The sequence below is a fragment of the Paenibacillus ginsengarvi genome, from assembly GCF_003626695.1.
GTDB lineage: Bacteria > Bacillota > Bacilli > Paenibacillales > NBRC-103111 > Paenibacillus_AB > Paenibacillus_AB ginsengarvi.
Genome location: NZ_RBAH01000006.1, coordinates 284,669 through 302,394, shown reverse-complemented (window position 1 = coordinate 302,394; position 17,726 = coordinate 284,669). Strand labels below are relative to the sequence as shown.

Here is a 17,726-nt window from a genome sequence, read left to right as displayed (position 1 = left end):
GTCTGTCTCTTTTTGGCGTGTCTAAAAACAAATACAAGCCCGAAGTCTCCTTCGTACAGAGTGAAGAGAGACTTTGACCTATCCATCGTTCGAGAGCCGAACCTCCGATCAAACGTTTGTTTGTACCTACGCTACGACAAACGTTTATTTGGATGCGCATCCCCTTAGATACCCATTCCCGTTTTTCCGCCGCAGGCACAAGTCTGCGTTTTTTTGTTATCGCGGAAAAAACGAATCGGGAGGATTATCTGAATGCGCAAACAAAACAAGAAGCATAGAGCGGTAAGAAAGCACATTACGGGGCCGAATTTCACCGCGCAGCATCTGCTGCACAACCCGGGCACCATCCGAAAACTCATCGACATGGCGCGCTTGCAGCCGGCCGACACCGTGCTGGAAATCGGCGCGGGCAAAGGCAGCCTTACGTTTTCGATCGCGGAATTAACCCGCAAAGTGATCGCGGTCGAGATCGATGCTGGCTTTGTTCAAACACTGCGCGACAAAGCCGCAAGTTTTCCCCATATTCACATCATTCAAGGTGATATTAGACGAATGCGGCTGCCTGCCGAACCTTTTTGCGTGGTCGCCAATATCCCCTTTTCCATCACAACCGCCATTCTGGAAAAGCTGCTCGGAGCCGAAGGCAGCATGCTGCAAAGCGGGGTTCTGATCCTTGAGAAAGGGGCGGCTCAAAGATTTACCCGGAACCCGAATCCCGAGCCTAAGCCGCTGCTATGGAGCATGTACTTCCGGCTCGATATGAAAACGGTCATTCCCCGCACCCATTTTGCCCCGCCGCCGAGCGTCGATGCCGCTATTTTGCGGATGGTCCGCAGAGATCGCCCGCTAATCCCTGCCGGGAAAGGTAAGCATTTCACCGCCTTCGCGGCATATCTGCTTCGTGAGCCCCGGCTTATGGTGGCTAACGGGCTTAGGGGGATTTTCACGCCGGCGCAGCTAAAGCATTCGTTGCAGCTCGCCAAGGCGGACCGCGAGCAGCCAGTCGCCTCGTTGTCGCTGGAGCAATGGGCAAGTCTGTTTACGTCCATGATTGGCCACGTAGCTTCTCATCGATGGCCGAGAGGCTGAACGGACGGTTTGGACGTGCATGAGCAAACCCATATTTGATATGATGAAACTGCCGCACCCAAGTAACGATTCAGGGAAAGGAACAACGCCATGCTAACCTTTCAAAAAGCGACCACTCCCGAGCAAATAGCCGTTGTGGCTGGGCTCGCCCACACAATATGGAACGAGCATTTCATTTCGATTATCGATCAGGGGCAGATCGATTATATGCTCGAAAAGTTTCAATCGGCGGAAGCGATGACCAAACAGCTTGCCGACGGGTACGAATATTACCTGTTCATGGAGAACGGCCGGCCGGTCGGCTATTTCGGCGTTCAGCCGCAAGCAGACGGCACGCTTTACTTATCGAAGCTGTACCTGCTTAAGGACCAGCGCGGCAAAGGCTACGCGAGACAAGCTTTCGAGGAAATCAAAACTATCGCCAACAGGCACAACCTGAAGCAAATATGGTTAACCGTCAATATCCACAATACGGATACGATCGCGGTGTACAAACGCTTCGGCATGAGACTGCTGCGTACGCAAGTGGCGGATATTGGGAATGGGTATGTGATGGACGACGAGGTTTACGGGTACGATTTGTAAGGTGCCAGAATAGGAACTTCATTGTTGTAGTAAAAAAGAGCACGGCCCGCGATGTTCCGCAGGCCGTGCTTGAATGCGCCCAGCTATAAGCCAGCCAGCCGAATCCATGCGTTATTTTGTGACGCTCTCCTGATCATGGGCTTGTCCCGAACTTCCACGACGATGTTTTCGTTCGATGTATGGTAAACAAAACGTTCATTTTTTGCGGAAAATAGTTCCTTCCAAGCTGCTTTAGGATCCGGAATGGGCTTAATAACCGCCACTTCTTCCACATGGAGCTTATTGTCTTCGTAATGGGACTTCAATTCTTCTACCAGTACAAATTGATTAGGGAAAAGATCCCTCACTTCAGACCATAACATAGCCCCCCCACTCCTTGGCACCCTTTTCTTTATTTTATCATCCTTCGAATGCCCTGAAAAACAACAATGACGGCGAATTTTCGAGGCGACTATGATGCGGTAGCCTCTATCCCAACGAGTGGCAGCAAGCTGTTACCACCCATGCCCACTTCGTTTGAGTTAACAAAAATAAAAACCCTTCTAAGTTTTAGAAGAGTTTGCTTTAAGAGCATGATGCGGTCGAGAGGACTCGAACCTCCACGGCTGTTACACCACTAGAACCTGAATCTAGCGCGTCTGCCAATTCCGCCACGACCGCATAATTTCGTTAACACTGGAAAGCGTCAACGAAATTTATAATACCAGTTGCGGGACAAGCTGTCAAGCCTCAATATGCGCCGCGTTTCAAATAAATCGTAGAAGCGTGCATCATCGCCTCGTACACCGTCTTGCCGATCATATAACCAACTGTCGTTGCCGTCCCTGCATAACGGATCGGCTCCCCACGGCCCGTTGCGGCCACGAGAACCGCATCCGTCGAGGTTCCGGTCGCCGTCTGCTCGCTATTTCTCGCAAGGATACCCAAATCTTGCAGAGCTGCCGCTTTCGCCTCTGTCACAGTAATGATCGCATTCGCCATAGCGGCTTCCGTCAACTTCCCGTCTACGACGACAATGGCATTGATCGTGCCCGGATAGAGCTGGTCGATGCCCTCCGTCGTACCGGCCCGCACCGTATTGCCGAGACCCGAGGTCACCCATGACGAAACCTGTAGTTCGCCGTCCGCCATATGGCATTGTCCGACGTCCTTGACGTAGGCCGCCGTCATCATGGCCGCTGTTGCTGCGGGATCCAAACCGCAGGAGAGCAGGAATTGCTCCATCTCCTGCACCGGATCGTCGCACATATACGACTTCGGCACCTGCCGGTTCACCAGCGTATGTACGCGTCCGAATCCGCCTCCCCATACCGAGGAGTTCAAAGCCAGAAGAGGACTGTCGGACGTTATCGTTACACAGTCTCCGCCTTCCGCCGAAACTGTTTTATACCGTATGCCGGAGAACGGCCCCGCGCACTGACGTATCCCTGTCGCCGCCACTTCCTTTATTCCGCCCCCTGATTCCTGTCGGGTCGCTGTTCGGCAGCCGGCTGAATAAAGTAGCTTCGGGACAGCTTGACCACCTTCCGGTTCGGTCTGCGAACGATGACGCTTTCGTCGTCCCACGCCACGACATGGCCCCTTACATCGTTCGCCGGATCGGCATCGCGCACAACGCGAATTTTTATCCCCTCGACCCGGTAAGCGTCCAATAATTCGTCCGTCATGAAAGACATAAGGCTCACCCCATTTTTTTCGCTAAAATAAATCGCGCTTCGCTTCAGTCTAAAAAAAGACCCAAATGCTTGTAATAAACATTCGGGTCGCTTATTTAAGCTAATAACAGTAACGATTGCAAATTATCCGCCGACATGCTCCTTGGAATCGTTCTTCTCGTACCACTCGTCGAGCACTTTGCTCGACATCACGCGTCGATCGATATATTCCGTTTGCTGTCCGGAGAAAACCGGCTTCCAATCGATATCAAGCTCGTTGCACAGCTTCACAATCGTCAGCAGCTCGGACCAGGCGACGTAGCGTTTGTACCAGAAAAACTGAGGATGTTCGATCATATAGGGATATAGATCGTCAAACTCGGTATGTTTGCAGTCGAGAGCACGCTCGAAATGTACTTTGGCTTCCGATAACTTGCCAAGCAAAAACTCAGTCGTCATTTGCTCTTTCCCCATATTGTATCCTCCTCCCTTCGGCCTTCATTCATTATATCGAAAAAAGGGCCGCGATGGAAGGCTCCAATTCCTCTCATCTTACTCGAATTCGATGTGCCCGTTCTCGAGCGATTTGATCTGCACGATCGATTCGAACCGAATGCCCTGCTCCCGGATCAGACTCGCCCCGGATTGGAAGCTTTTCTCCACGACTACGCCGACGCCGGCCAGCCGTGCCCCTGCGCGCTCCAAAATGCGAATGAGACCGCGGGCGGCATCGCCGTTCGCAATAATATCGTCGATCAGCACGACCGTATCGTTGCCGCTCAGCACGTTTTTGGATACGACGATATCCGTAACGATTCCTTTCGTAAAGGAAGGCACTCGTTCAGCCCATACTTCGCCGTCCGTGAGCGTTTTTTTGCGCCGGGCGAACACGAGCGGAACGCCAAGCTCCAGAGCGGTGGCAAAAGCTACCGTAATCCCCGACGATTCGATCGTCATAACTTTGGTAACGCCGGCTTCGCGGAAACGGCGGGCAAATTCTTTGCCGACCTCCATAATAAGCTGCGGGTCTACCTGATGATTAAGAATCGCGTCAAGCTGAAGCGTCTTGTTCGACAAAATGACGCCTTGCTGTGTAATGGTTTGCTTCAAGATGTCCATGATCGTCCTCCGAAAACATAAGGTTTGGAACTAAGGTACCACAACGTTCGCCCATCATTCAAGAAAAACGATAGAAGCAGCCGGATAATTGGAAATACTCCTTCTAATTTTTAAAAATCTGCAACCAATTAGGCGCCGAAAGCGTCTTAGTATATAGAAGATTCGCTCTTGAACCGTGAAAGGAAGATCGCTATGAACCATTGTCCGAATATTTGCAAATGGGGTGCCGTTCTGCTGCTCGTCGCCGTTAGTGCCGGGTGCAATTCGGCGCGCCCTGCTGCGGACCAGTTGCCCGGTACCTCCACTTCGGCTCCGCGTTTCGGACAGGTGGCGTCCCCGCCGGTCCAGCAGCCCGAGAAGCTCGAAGCCGGCAAGCCGTCGCAGCTCGCTGCAGATGCTCAGGAATCCGCCAAGCCTGTCGAAGCCAATCTGACGCCGGATATGCCTGCACCGTCCACGCCAGCGGGTGCCGCCGGAACAACGGACAAAAAGGTGCAAACTTCGTCCAATCCGACTCCTTCTGAAACAAGCAAGCAGCCATCCGAAACAAGCGAGTCCACCTATGACGCCAAAAAGCCTTCGCTGATGGGGCTTCGGCTGTCGGATACGAAAACGACGGTAAAACAAAAGTTCGAAGCGCCTGCAAGCGAATACGAGATGGACGACGACAAAGACCCTTTGACTGTTTATGAATATGAAGGTTTTATCGTTGGGTTTAACCGCCTGAACGGTGTGGAATTTATCGAAGTCACCTCCAAGGACATAAACCCTGGACTGAACGGACTGTATCTCGGCCAAAAGGTGAAGGATGCCGAAACCGCGCTTGGCAAACCGGATACGAATACGAATTATGCACTTCATTACAAGGCGAACGGCACTGTGCTGAAGCTCGATGTCGATCCGAAAACCGAAACGATCCAGTCTATTAAGCTTTTTGCCGTCAAAACGTAAGCTGCCGCCTCAAGTGCACATCCAAAGCCTTTCCCGGGTACGGCCGGGAAAGGCTTTTTGCTGTTGTCCAACCGCCCGCTTCCCCTGTCCGGCCTAGGCTTTTTTGTCATGATGAAGCCCAGGCTCACATAAACTTGTACTACATGCAGTACGCGGTTCGGACAAGGGGGCGAGCGGATGCGGTCTTGGGGCAAAACGGCACAAATTGCGTTTACGTATACGGGAACGATCGTTGGCGCAGGCTTTGCCACCGGTCAGGAAATAATGCGTTTTTTTACAAGGTACGGCGCGGCGGCTACCTTAACGATCCTTATAGCCGGTCTGCTGTTCATCTGGCTCGGCACCCGAATGATGCTGCTGGCAGGCGCGATACGCGCCCACTCCTATGAAGACTTGAACCGGCATCTGTTCGGACCGAAGATCGGGGACTGGTTCAACCTGTTCTCCTTGTTCATGCTGTTCGGCATTACGACCGTAATGCTGGCGGGAGGCGGCTCGCTGTTTAACGAGCATTTTCGGCTTTCCTACCAGACCGGCCTGCTTGTGACGCTTCTTCTCGCTTATCTGGTCGTCTCCCGCGGCCTCACCGCCATTGTGGCAGTCAACTCGGTCGTCGTCCCGCTTATGGTGCTATTCTGCTCGCTGGTCGTCGTTGCAACGATCGGTTCGCCTCAGGCAGACAACTGGCTTACGCTCGGCAGCGATTACTCTGCACTATCCGTCTGGTCGGCCCCGCTGCTGTACGTTTCCTATAACCTCGTAACGGCTCAAGCAGTGTTGGTACCGCTCGGCTCCGCCATCCGAGAGAGACAAACGATCATCCGGGGAGGCATCCTCGGCGGCGTTCTGATCACAGCCATGCTGATCGCCGGACACTTCGCGATGTCTTCGCAGATGCCGGGCATTACACAGTTCGAAATTCCGATGAGCCGGCTGATCGCTAAGCTTGGTTCCGGCGTGCAGCTGCTGTTTATCGGCGTCATCTTCGGCGAAATTTTTACGACCTATGTAGCGAATATTTACGGGCTCACCTTGCAAATAAGGCAGCGGACGGGCTGGTCCGGCAAACCGGTTATCATCGCCATTTTGGTCGGTACATTCCTTGTAGGTCAGATCGGGTTCAGCAAGCTGCTCTCCACCCTGTATCCGCTATTCGGCCTGTTCGGGCTGATCTGGTTCGTGCGGATGATGGGCGGACGCGGACGCTCCGCCCGTTAAACGCAGCACGAGCATCAGGCGAACGAACATGAACAGCATACCCATCAAACAAAATAGGATGCCGCACAGCAAATAGCCGAAATGATACATCGGAAACATGTCCCGGTCCTTCATCACGCCGATGAGATCGGTAATCAGAAAAACCGCGCCGAAGCCGAATAAAAATAACGCCGCATAGTCGGCTACCGTAAAACGGAGAAACCAGCCCCACGGACTTAAGTCAGGTTCCCCGGCCGGAGCGTCCCCATCCGGCTGCTGCCCTGCCTGCTTCAGTCTGGCGCGTGTCGAATAATAGGCCCATGCCGTGAATACCGCGACTCCCGTCACGAACAAACCGATGAGGCCGGCGAATATCGCCAATATCGTATACATTATGAGGCCCTCCTTTTCAAGCTGCCATTACGCGTCAAAACCGGGACAGCAGATAGACGCCCCACCAAGTCAGGCCGAACAGGATGGCCGGAGAAGCCCACAGCAAGGCGCCAAGCGCCTTATCCGGCACAAGCGGCGCCTCCCGCCACGCATATCGCTCCAACATCCGCTGCCAGCTCTTCTTCTCCATAAAGAAAACAGCCGACTCCGAGGAAGTGACCCGGCCGTTTTCCCCGACCTTCAGCTTTCCTTTTTTCCAGCCGACCTGGTATGTCAATTCCCTGCTGCCGGCGTTTTTCCGGCGTTCCTCGCCCATGATGTCCCTCCTTGGTCCGATTGATGTTGTCCGGTCCGTTCTACAAGTATTGTACAATAGACGCCCCCCGCCTGTCTTCCTCGGCCCCGATTATAAAATCCATAGAGGTAAGCTGCCGCGGTTAGGCGGAAGTAATCTTTGGCGAAAAGTCTAAATCGTTTCGCTGTAACCTTCATAGCGGCAGTTTCCCTTCTTCTTCGCCGGGGCATCATCGTTCCGCCAGATATAGCGGAAATTTGACTTCCGTTATCGCTATCTCAGCGGAACCTCCAGTTCCGCTAGTTCCGCTTCTCGAGCCTATTAGACCTGCATAAAGGAAGCCTCACTTCCTTTATTGCACCATAGGCCCGGCTCCATTTGAGCTATCGGCAGCTTTAACGGAACTTTCACTTCCGCTTCCCTGTCCCTAGACAGCTTCGACCCTGGAAGAATAAGGTTACGACCGCGGTTTCACTTTAAAAAAACGTTTGACTGCAATCGCTTTCAAATCATATAGTGAGGGCAACTTTTGGACCGGGAAGGGAGCCTTCGCATGTGGCTTGTGTACGCCGTGCTGGCCGCGGTTAGCTTCGGCTTCAGGGGCATTTTGTATCAGTGGACGTCACAGCGGCGGATCGAGCGGAATTTGATGCTGCTCGGCGTCTACTTGTCAGGCGCAGCCATCTCGCTTACCGCGGCGCTGCTGCTCGGCCAGTCGTGGAGCGCAGCCGTCTGGACAGGCGCGGTTATGGGCTTTTTCTCCTTCATCTCCAACGCCTCGATGTACAAAGGCTTTTCCGTCGGCAAAGCGTCGCTGGTCGCCGTTTTCACGGCGCTCACGCCGGTCGTCGTCGCCGTCGTCTCTTATTTTCGCTGGGGCGAGAAGCTGAACGGCTGGCAAGCAGCCGCCTTTTTGCTTATTATCGCCGGCGTCGTCTTCATCCGTTATTCCAACGACTTGTCGATGCGCAACCTGCAGGGCGTCCAGTGGGCGCTGCTCGCAATGATTACGTTCGGCATTACCGACCTGGCATCGAAGCAAGCGATGCTGTGGGAGGCGGACAAAATGCCAACGCTATTCATCATGTACGCCACAGGCTCACTGCTGTTTTTTGCGCTTTGGCAGACGGGTCGGCTGCAAACGCGAGCCTCACGTACCGGTTACAAGCGCGAAGTGGCCGTTTCCAGTGTCGCCACGGCAGGAGGAGCCGGGACGGAGCAAACGGAAGGTCCATCGCCAGCTCCCGGCGATACGGGAACGAAGTCTCCCGACTCCGCTTGGTCGATTCCGAGAACGCTGCGTTGGGGCGCCCTTGTCGGCTTGACCAACATTACCGGAATGGCGCTTATTTTACCTGCATTCCAGCACGGGATTACGGGGCTCGTCTCGGCTGTTGTCGCCACCAATGTGCTGCTGATCCTGCTCTACGCCCGCCTCTTCCTGAACGAGCGCTGGTCGCCGAAGGAAATGATCGGCATCGCGTGCGCGCTCGCCGGCGTGCTCGGGCTGCGGCTGCTGGAATAGTACGGTTGAACGAACCTGCAAATGGACAAGCCCGCCGATTTCGGCGGGCTTGTTTCGTAGGCTCACAGCCGGACGACATGCAGTCCGGGCACGGCCGCTGACGCTGCGCGAATGATATGTTCGTGGCATGTAAAAAGCAGCAGCTGTCTGCGCTCGGCGAGCGGCGGCAGCAGCTCTAGGCAGCGGCGCAGCCGGTCGCCGTCGAAGTTGACGAAGATGTCGTCCATGACGAGCGGCAAACAAACGGCCGGAGCCGTTTCGTCCGCCAAGGCGAACCGCATCGCCAAGTACAGCTGCTCCGCCGCTCCGCGGCTAAGCTTCGCGGAATCGATCGGCTCCCCGTCCGGATTAACCGCCAGCAGCCGGTTCTCGCCGACGGGCGCGGCGATCCGCGAATAGCGTCCTCCCGTCATCGCCGCGAAATAACCGGACGCTCTCCGCAGGACGGCGGGCTGCCGCTCCGTTTCGTACAGCGAACGCGTCTTGCCGAACAAACCGAGCGCGAGCGCCGAGATCGCCCAGCGGCGGGCCGCCTGCTCCAGCTCGGCTACCGTTTCTTGCACCCGCTGCAGCTTATCGGCATGCTCCTCGCCGTCCTCCAGCTTCTCCATGTCGCCCCGCAGCCTGCCGCGGCGATCCCTGCGCTCGTCCAACCCCCGCTCCAGCTCCGCTTGCCGGGCGGACAGCCGCTCAAGCTCGGCGTCCAGCTCCTCGGGCGGACGCCGAGCCGCTTGAAGCACCTCTTCGCGCAGCTCCGCGCCAACAATCGAGTCGAGCGCCGCGGCCAGCTCCTCCCGCTCCCGCAGCAGCGCGCTTCTCTCCGCATAATAACGCTCGCGTTCCCTGAAGACGTCTTCGCTGTCCGCTTCCGCATCGCACCACAAGGCGGCGATCCGCTCCGCGACATCGTTCATCCTGCGGGAGGATAGCGTCTCCTGAACGGCCAGCTCGGCCTCGCTGCGGAGCAGCAGCTCCCGTTCCGCGCTGCGGGCCTCTTCGGTCTCCGCCTCCGCCCTGCGCCGCTTGAGCGCATAGATCGGATCTGACTGCGCCGCGGGGCCGCACAAGGCAAGCGTATCCCGCTCGAACGCCGCAGCCTCCTTCTCGGCCGCCGCAAGCCGCGCCAGCAGCGTATCGCGCCGCTGCAGCTGCTGCTTGCCCTGCTCGGCAATCAGCTGCCATTCGAGCGCGCCGTCCGGGCTTAAAGACGAGTTTATGCCTTTGTCCCGCAGCCAGTCCCGCCACTCGGCTTCCGCCTCGGCACAGCGTCCCGCAGCCTCGTGAAGCTTGTCCAGCGCCCGCTCCGCCAGTCGGCCGCATTCGGCGGCGGTCTCGGCTGCTTCGGCAACCTCCGCCTCGCGCCGCTCCAGCCCGCTTCGCGCCTCCAGCCAATAATCCGCCGCCTGACGCGTCTCCTCGTACCAGCTCTCCGCAAGCGCGGCCTCGCCGTTGCCGTCCCTTGCGACGGCATGAGCCAGAGCAAGCGGCGGCTGGCCCCAGCCTTTCACCCGCTCGCGAATCGCGGCCTCCAGACGCTTCAGCTCGCCGGAAAGCGTCGCCCGCTCCTCCGCAAACGCATCCACCGTCCCGGCTTCTCCGCCGCCTGCAGGAGGCCTAGCCGCACCGGGCCGCATCCACCATGCGGTCGCGGCGAACGCGGCGAGCGTGACGGCAGCGAGCGCGGCTTCGCCCTGCCGCCACAGCAGCGCCGCTACTGCAGCTCCCGCCGCGACCGGCAGCGCGAGGCGCAGCCACTGCCGCCAGCGACCTTCGTCCGCACGGCTCCTCCGCCCTCTGCCGCCGCTTCGAACGGCTGCCGCCGGCGGCTCGCGCAGCAGCCGGAGGTCGTCCTCGCGCTGGCGCAGAAACTTCAGCTCCTGGCGCAGTCGGCTCCACTCCGCATAGTCGGAGCCGAGCTGCCCCAGCTTCCGCCGCATCGCCGCCGCGCCGGGCTCCCACTCGCCGCCCGCTTCGCTCAGCGCGAGCGCGGCTTCGCCAAGCCTCGCACGCGCCGCCGCGGCGATCCGCTCGGCCTGCTCCAGCTCGCCGGACGCCCGCTCCGACTCGGCGCGAGCCAGCTCCTCCGCCCGCTTCAGCTCGTCCCGGCGCGTCTTCGCCTCCCGCATCCGCTCGCGGTCCGCCACCGCCAGCGGGTACGCCGCCAGCTCGGCAGCGGTCCAGCCGCCGCCTAACCGCGCTAGCGACATCGCTGCGGCCTGACCGTCTGCTTCGGCTTCCGTCTGCATGGCGCCTATGGCCGTCAGCGCGTCCTTGTAAGCCCCCGCGCGTTCCAGAAGCGCATCCAGCCTTGGCCGCAATCCGAGCAGCTCCTCGTTAATAGAGAGCGACTCCAGCCGCCGCCCCAGCTCCTCGCGCTTCGCCTGCCGCTCGCTTAGCTCCACGCCTAGGCTTTGCCGCTCCGCGAGCATGGACTCGAAGCGAACCAGCGCATCCGGCGGGAAGCTCCCGATAACCGGAAGCTCCCCCAGCCGCCGGTCCACGGCCAGCAGCCGCAGCCCGTACTCCCTCGACCGGCGCAGCCGCTCGAGCGTAACCGCCGTCTCGCGAACGTCTCGAAGCGCTTCCGCCGTCTCCGCAATTTCCCGTTCCAGGCGTCCGGCTTCCTCCTGCCACGCCATATACTGGGCTGTCTTCTCTTTACTGCGCCGCAAAGCCGACTGCTCGTCCTCCAAACGCTTGACCAGCAGCGCGATTTCCTGCGTCTTGCCTCTGGGTCGGTACCCTCGATCCATCTCCTGGGCAAGCCTTCGCTCCGCCGAGGCGATGGCGGCTCCTTGCGCGCCCCAGCCGGCGCTGTACAAAAAGCCGGCGACCTCGTCCGTCTGCAGCGTGCCCAGCTCCTGCAGCTCCCCGAGCCCGAAGGCGAACACACTGCGGAACAGCTCGCCCTGTACGCCTCCGAGAAGCTGCTTCAGAAGCGCTTCGTCGGCGCTGCCGCCCGCCTGCTTTCCAGCCGTTATCGCAGGCACGGCAATCGCCGCCGGATCGGCAGCATCTCCCAGCCGGGTCACCCGAAGGCGTCCTCCTCCGCTTCGGCCGCGGCCCCCTGTACCGAGGCTGCCGGCGAAAACCCGTTCCACCCGGTACGTAGCGCCGTCTTCCGTTTCCAGCGTCAGCGCCCCGCCGTACGGCCCCCCGGAGAGAGGCTCATAGCCACTGTCCGCAGCGGCGCTGCGCGGCGGAATACCGAACAGAATCGCCCGGATGAACGCCATAAGCGTGCTTTTGCCGGCTTCGTTCGGTCCGTAAAAAAGCGTCACCGCCCTCTCCGGCGCAAAACGCCTGCCCTGCATCTGGCCGAAGGCGTCTATGCGGATATCCCGGATGTTCATTCGTCCCAGCCCTCCTCCTCGGCGACTAAGGCGGCCGCAGTTGTTTCCGCCGCCTTCAGCCAGTCGTCCCGCTCCTCCGCCAGCAGCCGGGCCAGTATAGCTCCAGCCTTCGGATGGGCAAGCAGCGGGGATAGCGCCTCCTCGCAAAACGACTCGAGTGATCGGCCTTGTTCCGAGGCAAGAGAGGCCGACAGCTCCAGCAGATCGCCGAGAAAAACGTTGCGCTCGGCCGCGAGCCGCATATTCAACTCCGGCTCGGTCCGCACTTGAATGGACTCGATCCAGACGAAGGCCGCCCCTTCTTCTGTTTCCGTTCGCCGCAGCTGCCACTCCCGAAGCTCGTCCGCCAGCTCGCGGATCGTTACCGCCCGGCCTAACGCCCGATGAAGCGGCCCGCGGCCCGTAAGGCGAAACCTTACGATCGAGGGTCGGCCGTCCGCCTCGTCCTCGCATTGCCGCATACGTTCCTCCAGCCGATCCCGAAGCTCCTGCTCTCCGCGCATATCGTCAATCGGCACGTCCTGGACGAACCAGCGCACGCAGTCGGTGGGGCGAAACGTTAACACGGACCTCCCCGACTCGGTCACGTCGACGATATAGCAGCCCTTCGCCCCCGTCTCCCTAACGCTTCTTCCCTGCACATTGCCGGGGTAGACAATATACGGATGGTCGTGCAGCACGCGCCGCGAATGAATATGACCGAGCGCCCAATAATCCATTCCCCGCCGGACCAGCTCCCGGACCGAGCAGGGCGCATAATTGTCGTGTTCGGGATCGCCATCGGCATTCGCATGAAGCAAGCCGATATTGTATACGCCGCTGCGCGGGCTCCCGAACAGCGGCAGCGGGCTCTCCATCACCGCCGCCGTCCCGAACGACCAGCCGTGGACGAAGGCCAGATCGCCGCGCAAGGGATGGGTCGCGGCGACGCATTCCGCTTCGTGTGCCGGAAAAAACTTGACCGAATCCGGCCAGCGCAGTTCCGCCCGGCGCCCGTCCAGCGGATCGTGATTGCCGTGAACGGCGTAAACCGGAATGCCGCGTTCGGCGAGCGTCTCCATCGCCCTTTGAAACCGAAGCTGCGCCCGGAGCGACCGGTCTGCGGTATCGTAAACGTCCCCTGCGAGCAGAACGAAATCGGCCCGCTCCGATATGGCCGTATGGACTAACGTTTCGAGCGCCCGAAACGTCGATTCCCGCAGCGTATCGCGGATCACAGGCGGCAGCGCGGACACGCCCTTGAACGGGCTGTCCAGATGAAGATCGGCCGCGTGGATAAACCGGAAAGCTTTCATGGCATCCCTCCGTTCATTTGCTTTTATAGACGTTTTTCTTATTGTACAAACGATCCGCCATACGTACAAGCGTTCCCTTCCAAAAACCGGAGCAATCGCCAAAAAAGCCCCTCCGCCCGACAGCCAGCGCTCCCTCCTGTCCGGCAACCTGTTGAAAGAAAAAGGTTGCGGCAAAGAGGAGCCAACCACTGACGGGAGAAGAGGACTTTTGCTAAGGCAGCCTTCCAGCCGCGCACCGAATAACCGGCATCCGCTTACCTTACTTGCCGCCTGCGCCCAGCGAGCCGTACAGCATCTGGAGCTGGCCGATGACACGCTGCAGCGAATAGGCACTTTTGGCCTTGAGCCAAGCGGAACGCGCCAGATTGTAGCGATAGGACGGATCGAGCATCACTTTCTCCAGCGCATTCGCCAGCGCCTCCGGATCGCCCACCGGGACAAGCAGACCGTTCTCGTCGTTGTCGATCTGTTCGGCTACGCCGCCGACATCGGTGCCGACCAGCGCAAGGCAGCATAGGGCCGCTTCGGCGAACACGGAGCCGAACGACTCGGCCCGCGACGGAAGCACGAAAATATCGAAGAACGGCATAAACTCTTCCGGATGCAGCATGTAGCCGTAAAAGATCGTTTCCTCATAAATGTTTAGCGAAACCGCCATTTGCTCCAGCTCTTCGCGGATCGGTCCGTCTCCGATCAGATGGAGGACGAACGGATATCCGCGCTTCTTCAGCTCGGAGCACGCCGCAAGCAGCGTGTCGATGCCTTTGGCCGGTACGAGACGGCAAACGGTGATCAGCTGCGGCACAACATTCTCATGCGGAACCGGCTTGAATCTGCGCTCGTCGAATCCGTTCGGAATGACGCTTATTGCCTCCGGGTTACGCACGAAGGAAGACAAATACGTTTTGAACGACTGCGACACGGTAACGATCCCGTCCAGCCGATGCTCCAGCTCGCCGTACAGTGACGTCAGAAATCGCTCCTCCGGCCCCCCCGGGCTTATTTTGCCGTTCAGCGCCAGCTCCCGCTCGAAGCTGGAATGAAGCGTGATGAGCACCGGAGTATCCGGGAACAGCTGCTTCATCGCAAGACCCGCTATCGGATGGTGGGCATGGATCAGATCGTACGTTTTGCGCAATCTGAGCCGCGTCCACCAGACGTAATCTTTGTACGTCTGCACATATTTATCGACGATCGGCGCTCCGGCGAAAGCGGTCCAATCGAACGTTTCGAAACGAACCTCCTCCGTTCCTTTGAGCCGCACCCGCTTCGGCAGCGAGAACAGCTCCATCTCCCAGCCTTTGCCCGCAAAAGCTTCTTGAATGTAAGGCACCATGGACGATACGCCTCCGGGCTGCTCCGGAGGAAAAAACAGCGCTTGCAGGATGTTCATCTTGTTCGTCTCCCATATTGTGTAATTGCCGGCCAGCTCCGTTTTCGCTCCCGTTAAGCTTTCATGCTTTCCGGAGCAACGCCGCGAGAATGAGCGTCGCTGATCTGACGATCTGATGGTATAATGAATGGCAAAAGTCGAATCGACTCGAACATTCGTGGAGGCAACCTTGAACGTATCAGAGCTGTTATTCGGGCCATACGCCCGGTTGTATGGTTATGCCGGCAGTCTGGTCATGCTGACCATGATACTGGTTATGTCGGTCCGTCTGTTTACAAGCCGCCGCCGCAAAGCGTATTTGTCGCTTACGGCTTCCGTGCTTGTCTTCCTTGTTTACTACGTCGTCATGATCGCAGGTTCGCTGTTCGGAGCGCAGGACGAAGCGCGGCTCGACCTGGCGGCGCAGACGATCCATGTCGTCGCTTTCATTATGATGAACCGGGCGATCTACCAACTGTATAATTCAACACAAAAACGCCATCACCTTTATTTTTATGCATCCTTGCTGCTCACGCTGCTGCTCGCCTTGTTCCGGATATTCGTTCCTTCCTTGTTCGAAGGGGCCCCGGAGCAGCTCGCCGAGCTCGGGCGCATCGGACCGGACGTTTATTTGCTGCTGCTCGTGTTCATCTGCTTTATCTTCATTCCGGCGCAGATCGGGCAGATGAGAAGGTATCAATTCGGACTGCTCGTTTTTTTCTCCATCCATCTCTCGTATTTAATCAACCGGTATATGCTGGAGACGCCGTCGCCCGTCCTTACGTTCGTAGAGCTGTATGCACCGCTGCTTTATTACTTTATTCTGTTCATGCTTTTTTTTGAACGGATTGTCGAATTGATGCAGGCCAGCATGCATTCCGCGATTACGGACGGTTTGACCGGCCTGTACAATCGGCGCTATATGCTTAGTAAGACCAACCAATATATCCGCCTTGGGTATCCGGTAAGCGTGTTGTTCAGCGACATCGACAACTTCAAGAAGCTGAACGATACTAAAGGCCATCATGCTGGCGACGAGGCGCTCAAGGCGGTTGCCCGGATTATGATGGAGGAGAGTGAGGAGATCGGCTTCGCCGGGCGCTTTGGCGGCGAGGAGATGGTCGTGCTCGTTACGGATCCGTCCATCGATATGGGCAAATTCAGCGAGAAGGTGCGCGGCCGCATCGAAGCCGAGACCGGAGTCACCGTAAGCATCGGATACAGCAAAACCAAATCGCGGGAGGACGACGTATCCGCGGAGCAGCTTATTGCCCAAGCGGATCAGGCGATGTACAAAGCGAAGACGACCGGGAAAAATAAAGTCGTCAAATTCACGGTAAGCCTCGGCAATGCGGCCAAATAACAGACGCGCCGGTCCTGCCAGCGGCAATCGGAGCATCCACACGCCGGTTTTAACCGATAGCACCCTAATCGATCCCGAAACTATTACAGAGGAGACTACCATGACAGAGCTGCCGCAAGCTTTTATCGGACGAATACGCGACCAGCTCGGCGAAGAAGCCGAAGCTTTTCTTCATAGCTATGACGAAGCACGTACTTACGGATTGCGGCTGAACCCGCTCAAGCTGGACAACCACGCCGGGGACGAGCCGATTCGCGAACGGCTGAACGCGCTATTCCGGCTATCGCCGGTTCCGTGGTGCGAGGAAGGTTATTATTACGACGAAACCGCACGGCCCGGCAAGCATCCGTTTCATCAGGCCGGCTTATATTATATTCAGGAGCCGTCGGCGATGTCCTCCGCAGAGCTGCTCGCTCCGCAGCCCGGCGATATCGTGCTCGACCTGGCCGCAGCCCCGGGCGGGAAAACGACGCAAATCGCGGCAATGATGAAAGGCCGGGGCTTGCTCGTCACGAACGAGATTCACCCGGCGCGCGCCAAAATATTGTCGGAAAACGTGGAACGGATGGGAATCGCAAACGCGGTTGTCGTGTGCGCCGCCCCCGATGCGCTCGCCCGCAAATTTGCCGGCATGTTCGATAAAATCATGCTCGATGCGCCGTGCTCGGGGGAAGGCATGTTCCGCAAAGACGCGGAAGCGGTGAGCGAATGGTCGCCTGATCACGTGACGATGTGCGCAGCCCGGCAACTGGATATATTGAACAGCGCAGCCGTTATGCTGAAGCCTGGCGGACAACTCGCCTATTCGACTTGCACATTTAACTGCGAAGAAAACGAAAACGCGATCGACTCGTTTCTCGCCGGACATCCGGACTTCCGCCTCGTTCGCACCGAACGGCTGTGGCCGCATCTGGTGCGTGGAGAAGGCCATTTTGTCGCCCTGCTGAGCAAAAAAGGGAATCTGGAAACTAGCCGGGAAAACGATTATGCGGCGGCTAACCCGAAGAAGGAGCGGGGCGGTAAATCGTCCGGCGCCGCCGACAAAACAGTGCGGGAAGCGATGACGCTCGCCAGCGGCTTGCTCGAGGACATCGTGCCCGGCTTTACGCTGCCGCCGGGCGAGCCGGTGCTGTTCGGCGAGCAGCTTTACTGGCTTTCGGCAGCGCCCGGTTGTCCGCTTCGGCCAGCTCATCTGGACGGCCTCAAAATACTGCGTCCCGGCCTTCATCTCGCTTTGCTGCGCAAAGGGCGGGCGGAGCCGTCGCATTCACTGGCTATGGCGGTGCGGGCGGACCAATGCCGGAGCGTGATGCGGCTGGACGTGAACGCACCCGAAACGGAAGCGTATCTTAGAGGGGAAACGATTGTCGCGGGCGGTGAAGTGTCAGGCTGGACGCTCGTAACGGTGGAAGGTTATCCGCTGGGGTGGGGCAAGGCAAGCGGAGGACAGCTGAAAAATCATTTCCCGAAAGGGCTGCGCAAACAGGGGGGATAAAATCCCCCCTGTTTGGCCTGTTATATATTGGACCCACCG

The 17,726-nt window shown here is 58.2% G+C and carries 17 protein-coding genes and 1 tRNA gene; 7 read left to right on the top strand and 11 right to left on the bottom strand.

Features of this window, described 5'->3' with window-relative positions; all coding sequences use genetic code 11:
• The first annotated feature begins 252 nt into the window (after window positions 1–252).
• Window positions 253–1,089, top strand: a complete 837-nt coding sequence (gene erm, locus D7M11_RS11160; protein WP_120747273.1) for a 23S ribosomal RNA methyltransferase Erm — start codon at window positions 253–255, stop codon at window positions 1,087–1,089.
• A 90-nt stretch (window positions 1,090–1,179) separates the two neighbouring features.
• The gene (locus D7M11_RS11155; protein WP_120747272.1) at window positions 1,180–1,674 is read left to right on the top strand and encodes a GNAT family N-acetyltransferase; all 495 of its coding nucleotides are present in this window, start codon (window positions 1,180–1,182) and stop codon (window positions 1,672–1,674) included.
• 83 nt (window positions 1,675–1,757) lie between these two features.
• Here D7M11_RS11155 and D7M11_RS11150 read toward each other — a convergent pair whose 3' ends face one another.
• The 6 genes from D7M11_RS11150 to D7M11_RS11125 form a co-directional block, all read right to left on the bottom strand.
• A complete protein-coding gene (locus D7M11_RS11150) occupies window positions 1,758–2,036 on the bottom strand; it encodes a hypothetical protein (protein ID WP_120747271.1) in 279 nt (92 codons plus the stop codon).
• A 214-nt stretch (window positions 2,037–2,250) separates the two neighbouring features.
• Window positions 2,251–2,334 (bottom strand) — tRNA-Leu (locus D7M11_RS11145).
• A 69-nt stretch (window positions 2,335–2,403) separates the two neighbouring features.
• Window positions 2,404–3,114: an adenosylcobinamide amidohydrolase gene (locus D7M11_RS11140; RefSeq protein WP_158606559.1), complete on the bottom strand. Its 711-nt coding sequence runs from the start codon at window positions 3,112–3,114 to the stop codon at window positions 2,404–2,406.
• A gap of 5 nt (window positions 3,115–3,119) precedes the next feature.
• Complete coding sequence (locus D7M11_RS11135; protein ID WP_120747306.1) at window positions 3,120–3,341, bottom strand: hypothetical protein; 222 nt, start codon at window positions 3,339–3,341, stop codon at window positions 3,120–3,122.
• Between the two features lie 132 nt (window positions 3,342–3,473).
• Window positions 3,474–3,803, bottom strand: a complete 330-nt coding sequence (locus D7M11_RS11130; RefSeq protein ID WP_120747269.1) for a hypothetical protein — start codon at window positions 3,801–3,803, stop codon at window positions 3,474–3,476.
• A gap of 78 nt (window positions 3,804–3,881) precedes the next feature.
• Window positions 3,882–4,448: a xanthine phosphoribosyltransferase gene (locus D7M11_RS11125; RefSeq protein ID WP_120747268.1), complete on the bottom strand. Its 567-nt coding sequence runs from the start codon at window positions 4,446–4,448 to the stop codon at window positions 3,882–3,884.
• A gap of 192 nt (window positions 4,449–4,640) precedes the next feature.
• Here D7M11_RS11125 and D7M11_RS11120 point away from each other — a divergent pair, with 192 nt between their 5' ends.
• Together D7M11_RS11120 and D7M11_RS11115 are read left to right on the top strand one after the other, a co-directional pair.
• On the top strand, window positions 4,641–5,399 hold the full coding sequence (locus D7M11_RS11120; RefSeq protein ID WP_120747267.1) for a DUF4309 domain-containing protein: 759 nt from the start codon (window positions 4,641–4,643) through the stop codon (window positions 5,397–5,399).
• 177 nt (window positions 5,400–5,576) lie between these two features.
• Complete coding sequence (locus D7M11_RS11115; RefSeq protein ID WP_120747266.1) at window positions 5,577–6,617, top strand: YkvI family membrane protein; 1,041 nt, start codon at window positions 5,577–5,579, stop codon at window positions 6,615–6,617.
• Here the strand turns inward: D7M11_RS11115 and D7M11_RS11110 are convergent.
• On the bottom strand, window positions 6,549–6,989 hold the full coding sequence (locus D7M11_RS11110; RefSeq protein WP_120747265.1) for a hypothetical protein: 441 nt from the start codon (window positions 6,987–6,989) through the stop codon (window positions 6,549–6,551). The genes D7M11_RS11115 and D7M11_RS11110 overlap by 69 nt on opposite strands.
• A 34-nt stretch (window positions 6,990–7,023) precedes the next feature.
• Window positions 7,024–7,305, bottom strand: a complete 282-nt coding sequence (locus D7M11_RS11105) for a hypothetical protein (protein ID WP_120747264.1) — start codon at window positions 7,303–7,305, stop codon at window positions 7,024–7,026.
• A 532-nt stretch (window positions 7,306–7,837) separates the two neighbouring features.
• On the opposite strand from D7M11_RS11105, the gene D7M11_RS11100 reads away from it, so the two are divergent.
• Complete coding sequence (locus D7M11_RS11100; RefSeq protein WP_120747263.1) at window positions 7,838–8,809, top strand: DMT family transporter; 972 nt, start codon at window positions 7,838–7,840, stop codon at window positions 8,807–8,809.
• Between the two features lie 62 nt (window positions 8,810–8,871).
• On the opposite strand, the gene D7M11_RS11095 is transcribed toward D7M11_RS11100, so the two are convergent.
• The 3 genes from D7M11_RS11095 to D7M11_RS11085 form a co-directional block, all read right to left on the bottom strand.
• Window positions 8,872–12,162 carry an AAA family ATPase gene (locus D7M11_RS11095; protein WP_158606558.1) on the bottom strand — a complete coding sequence of 1,097 codons (3,291 nt, stop codon included), beginning with the start codon at window positions 12,160–12,162 and terminating at the stop codon, window positions 8,872–8,874.
• Window positions 12,159–13,457 (bottom strand): metallophosphoesterase family protein, encoded by a 1,299-nt coding sequence (locus D7M11_RS11090; RefSeq protein WP_120747305.1) that lies wholly within the window; start codon window positions 13,455–13,457, stop codon window positions 12,159–12,161. Before D7M11_RS11090 ends, D7M11_RS11095 begins: the two co-directional genes overlap by 4 nt.
• 259 nt (window positions 13,458–13,716) lie before the next feature.
• Window positions 13,717–14,850: a glycosyltransferase family 4 protein gene (locus D7M11_RS11085; RefSeq protein WP_120747261.1), complete on the bottom strand. Its 1,134-nt coding sequence runs from the start codon at window positions 14,848–14,850 to the stop codon at window positions 13,717–13,719.
• Window positions 14,851–14,977: 127 nt separating this feature from the next.
• Between D7M11_RS11085 and D7M11_RS11080 the strand changes: the two genes are divergently transcribed.
• Together D7M11_RS11080 and D7M11_RS11075 are read left to right on the top strand one after the other, a co-directional pair.
• Window positions 14,978–16,192, top strand: coding sequence for a GGDEF domain-containing protein (locus D7M11_RS11080; RefSeq protein WP_120747260.1), 1,215 nt, complete (start codon window positions 14,978–14,980; stop codon window positions 16,190–16,192).
• Between the two features lie 100 nt (window positions 16,193–16,292).
• Entirely contained in the window at window positions 16,293–17,687 is a 1,395-nt protein-coding gene (locus D7M11_RS11075) for an RsmB/NOP family class I SAM-dependent RNA methyltransferase (protein ID WP_120747259.1), read from the top strand.
• The last annotated feature ends 39 nt before the right edge of the window (window positions 17,688–17,726 follow it).

What these genes read in the sequence shown, in the direction of transcription:
- erm (WP_120747273.1), top strand. Translation starts at nt 253, where the DNA reads ATGCGCAAACAAAACAAGAAGCATAGAGCGGTAAGAAAGCACATTACG.
- D7M11_RS11155 (WP_120747272.1), top strand. Translation starts at nt 1,180, where the DNA reads ATGCTAACCTTTCAAAAAGCGACCACTCCCGAGCAAATAGCCGTTGTG.
- D7M11_RS11150 (WP_120747271.1), bottom strand. Translation starts at nt 2,036, where the DNA reads ATGTTATGGTCTGAAGTGAGGGATCTTTTCCCTAATCAATTTGTACTG.
- D7M11_RS11135 (WP_120747306.1), bottom strand. Translation starts at nt 3,341, where the DNA reads ATGACGGACGAATTATTGGACGCTTACCGGGTCGAGGGGATAAAAATT.
- D7M11_RS11130 (WP_120747269.1), bottom strand. Translation starts at nt 3,803, where the DNA reads ATGGGGAAAGAGCAAATGACGACTGAGTTTTTGCTTGGCAAGTTATCG.
- D7M11_RS11125 (WP_120747268.1), bottom strand. Translation starts at nt 4,448, where the DNA reads ATGGACATCTTGAAGCAAACCATTACACAGCAAGGCGTCATTTTGTCG.
- D7M11_RS11120 (WP_120747267.1), top strand. Translation starts at nt 4,641, where the DNA reads ATGAACCATTGTCCGAATATTTGCAAATGGGGTGCCGTTCTGCTGCTC.
- D7M11_RS11115 (WP_120747266.1), top strand. Translation starts at nt 5,577, where the DNA reads ATGCGGTCTTGGGGCAAAACGGCACAAATTGCGTTTACGTATACGGGA.
- D7M11_RS11110 (WP_120747265.1), bottom strand. Translation starts at nt 6,989, where the DNA reads ATGTATACGATATTGGCGATATTCGCCGGCCTCATCGGTTTGTTCGTG.
- D7M11_RS11105 (WP_120747264.1), bottom strand. Translation starts at nt 7,305, where the DNA reads ATGGGCGAGGAACGCCGGAAAAACGCCGGCAGCAGGGAATTGACATAC.
- D7M11_RS11100 (WP_120747263.1), top strand. Translation starts at nt 7,838, where the DNA reads ATGTGGCTTGTGTACGCCGTGCTGGCCGCGGTTAGCTTCGGCTTCAGG.
- D7M11_RS11095 (WP_158606558.1), bottom strand. Translation starts at nt 12,162, where the DNA reads ATGAACATCCGGGATATCCGCATAGACGCCTTCGGCCAGATGCAGGGC.
- D7M11_RS11090 (WP_120747305.1), bottom strand. Translation starts at nt 13,457, where the DNA reads ATGAAAGCTTTCCGGTTTATCCACGCGGCCGATCTTCATCTGGACAGC.
- D7M11_RS11085 (WP_120747261.1), bottom strand. Translation starts at nt 14,850, where the DNA reads ATGAACATCCTGCAAGCGCTGTTTTTTCCTCCGGAGCAGCCCGGAGGC.
- D7M11_RS11080 (WP_120747260.1), top strand. Translation starts at nt 14,978, where the DNA reads ATGGCAAAAGTCGAATCGACTCGAACATTCGTGGAGGCAACCTTGAAC.
- D7M11_RS11075 (WP_120747259.1), top strand. Translation starts at nt 16,293, where the DNA reads ATGACAGAGCTGCCGCAAGCTTTTATCGGACGAATACGCGACCAGCTC.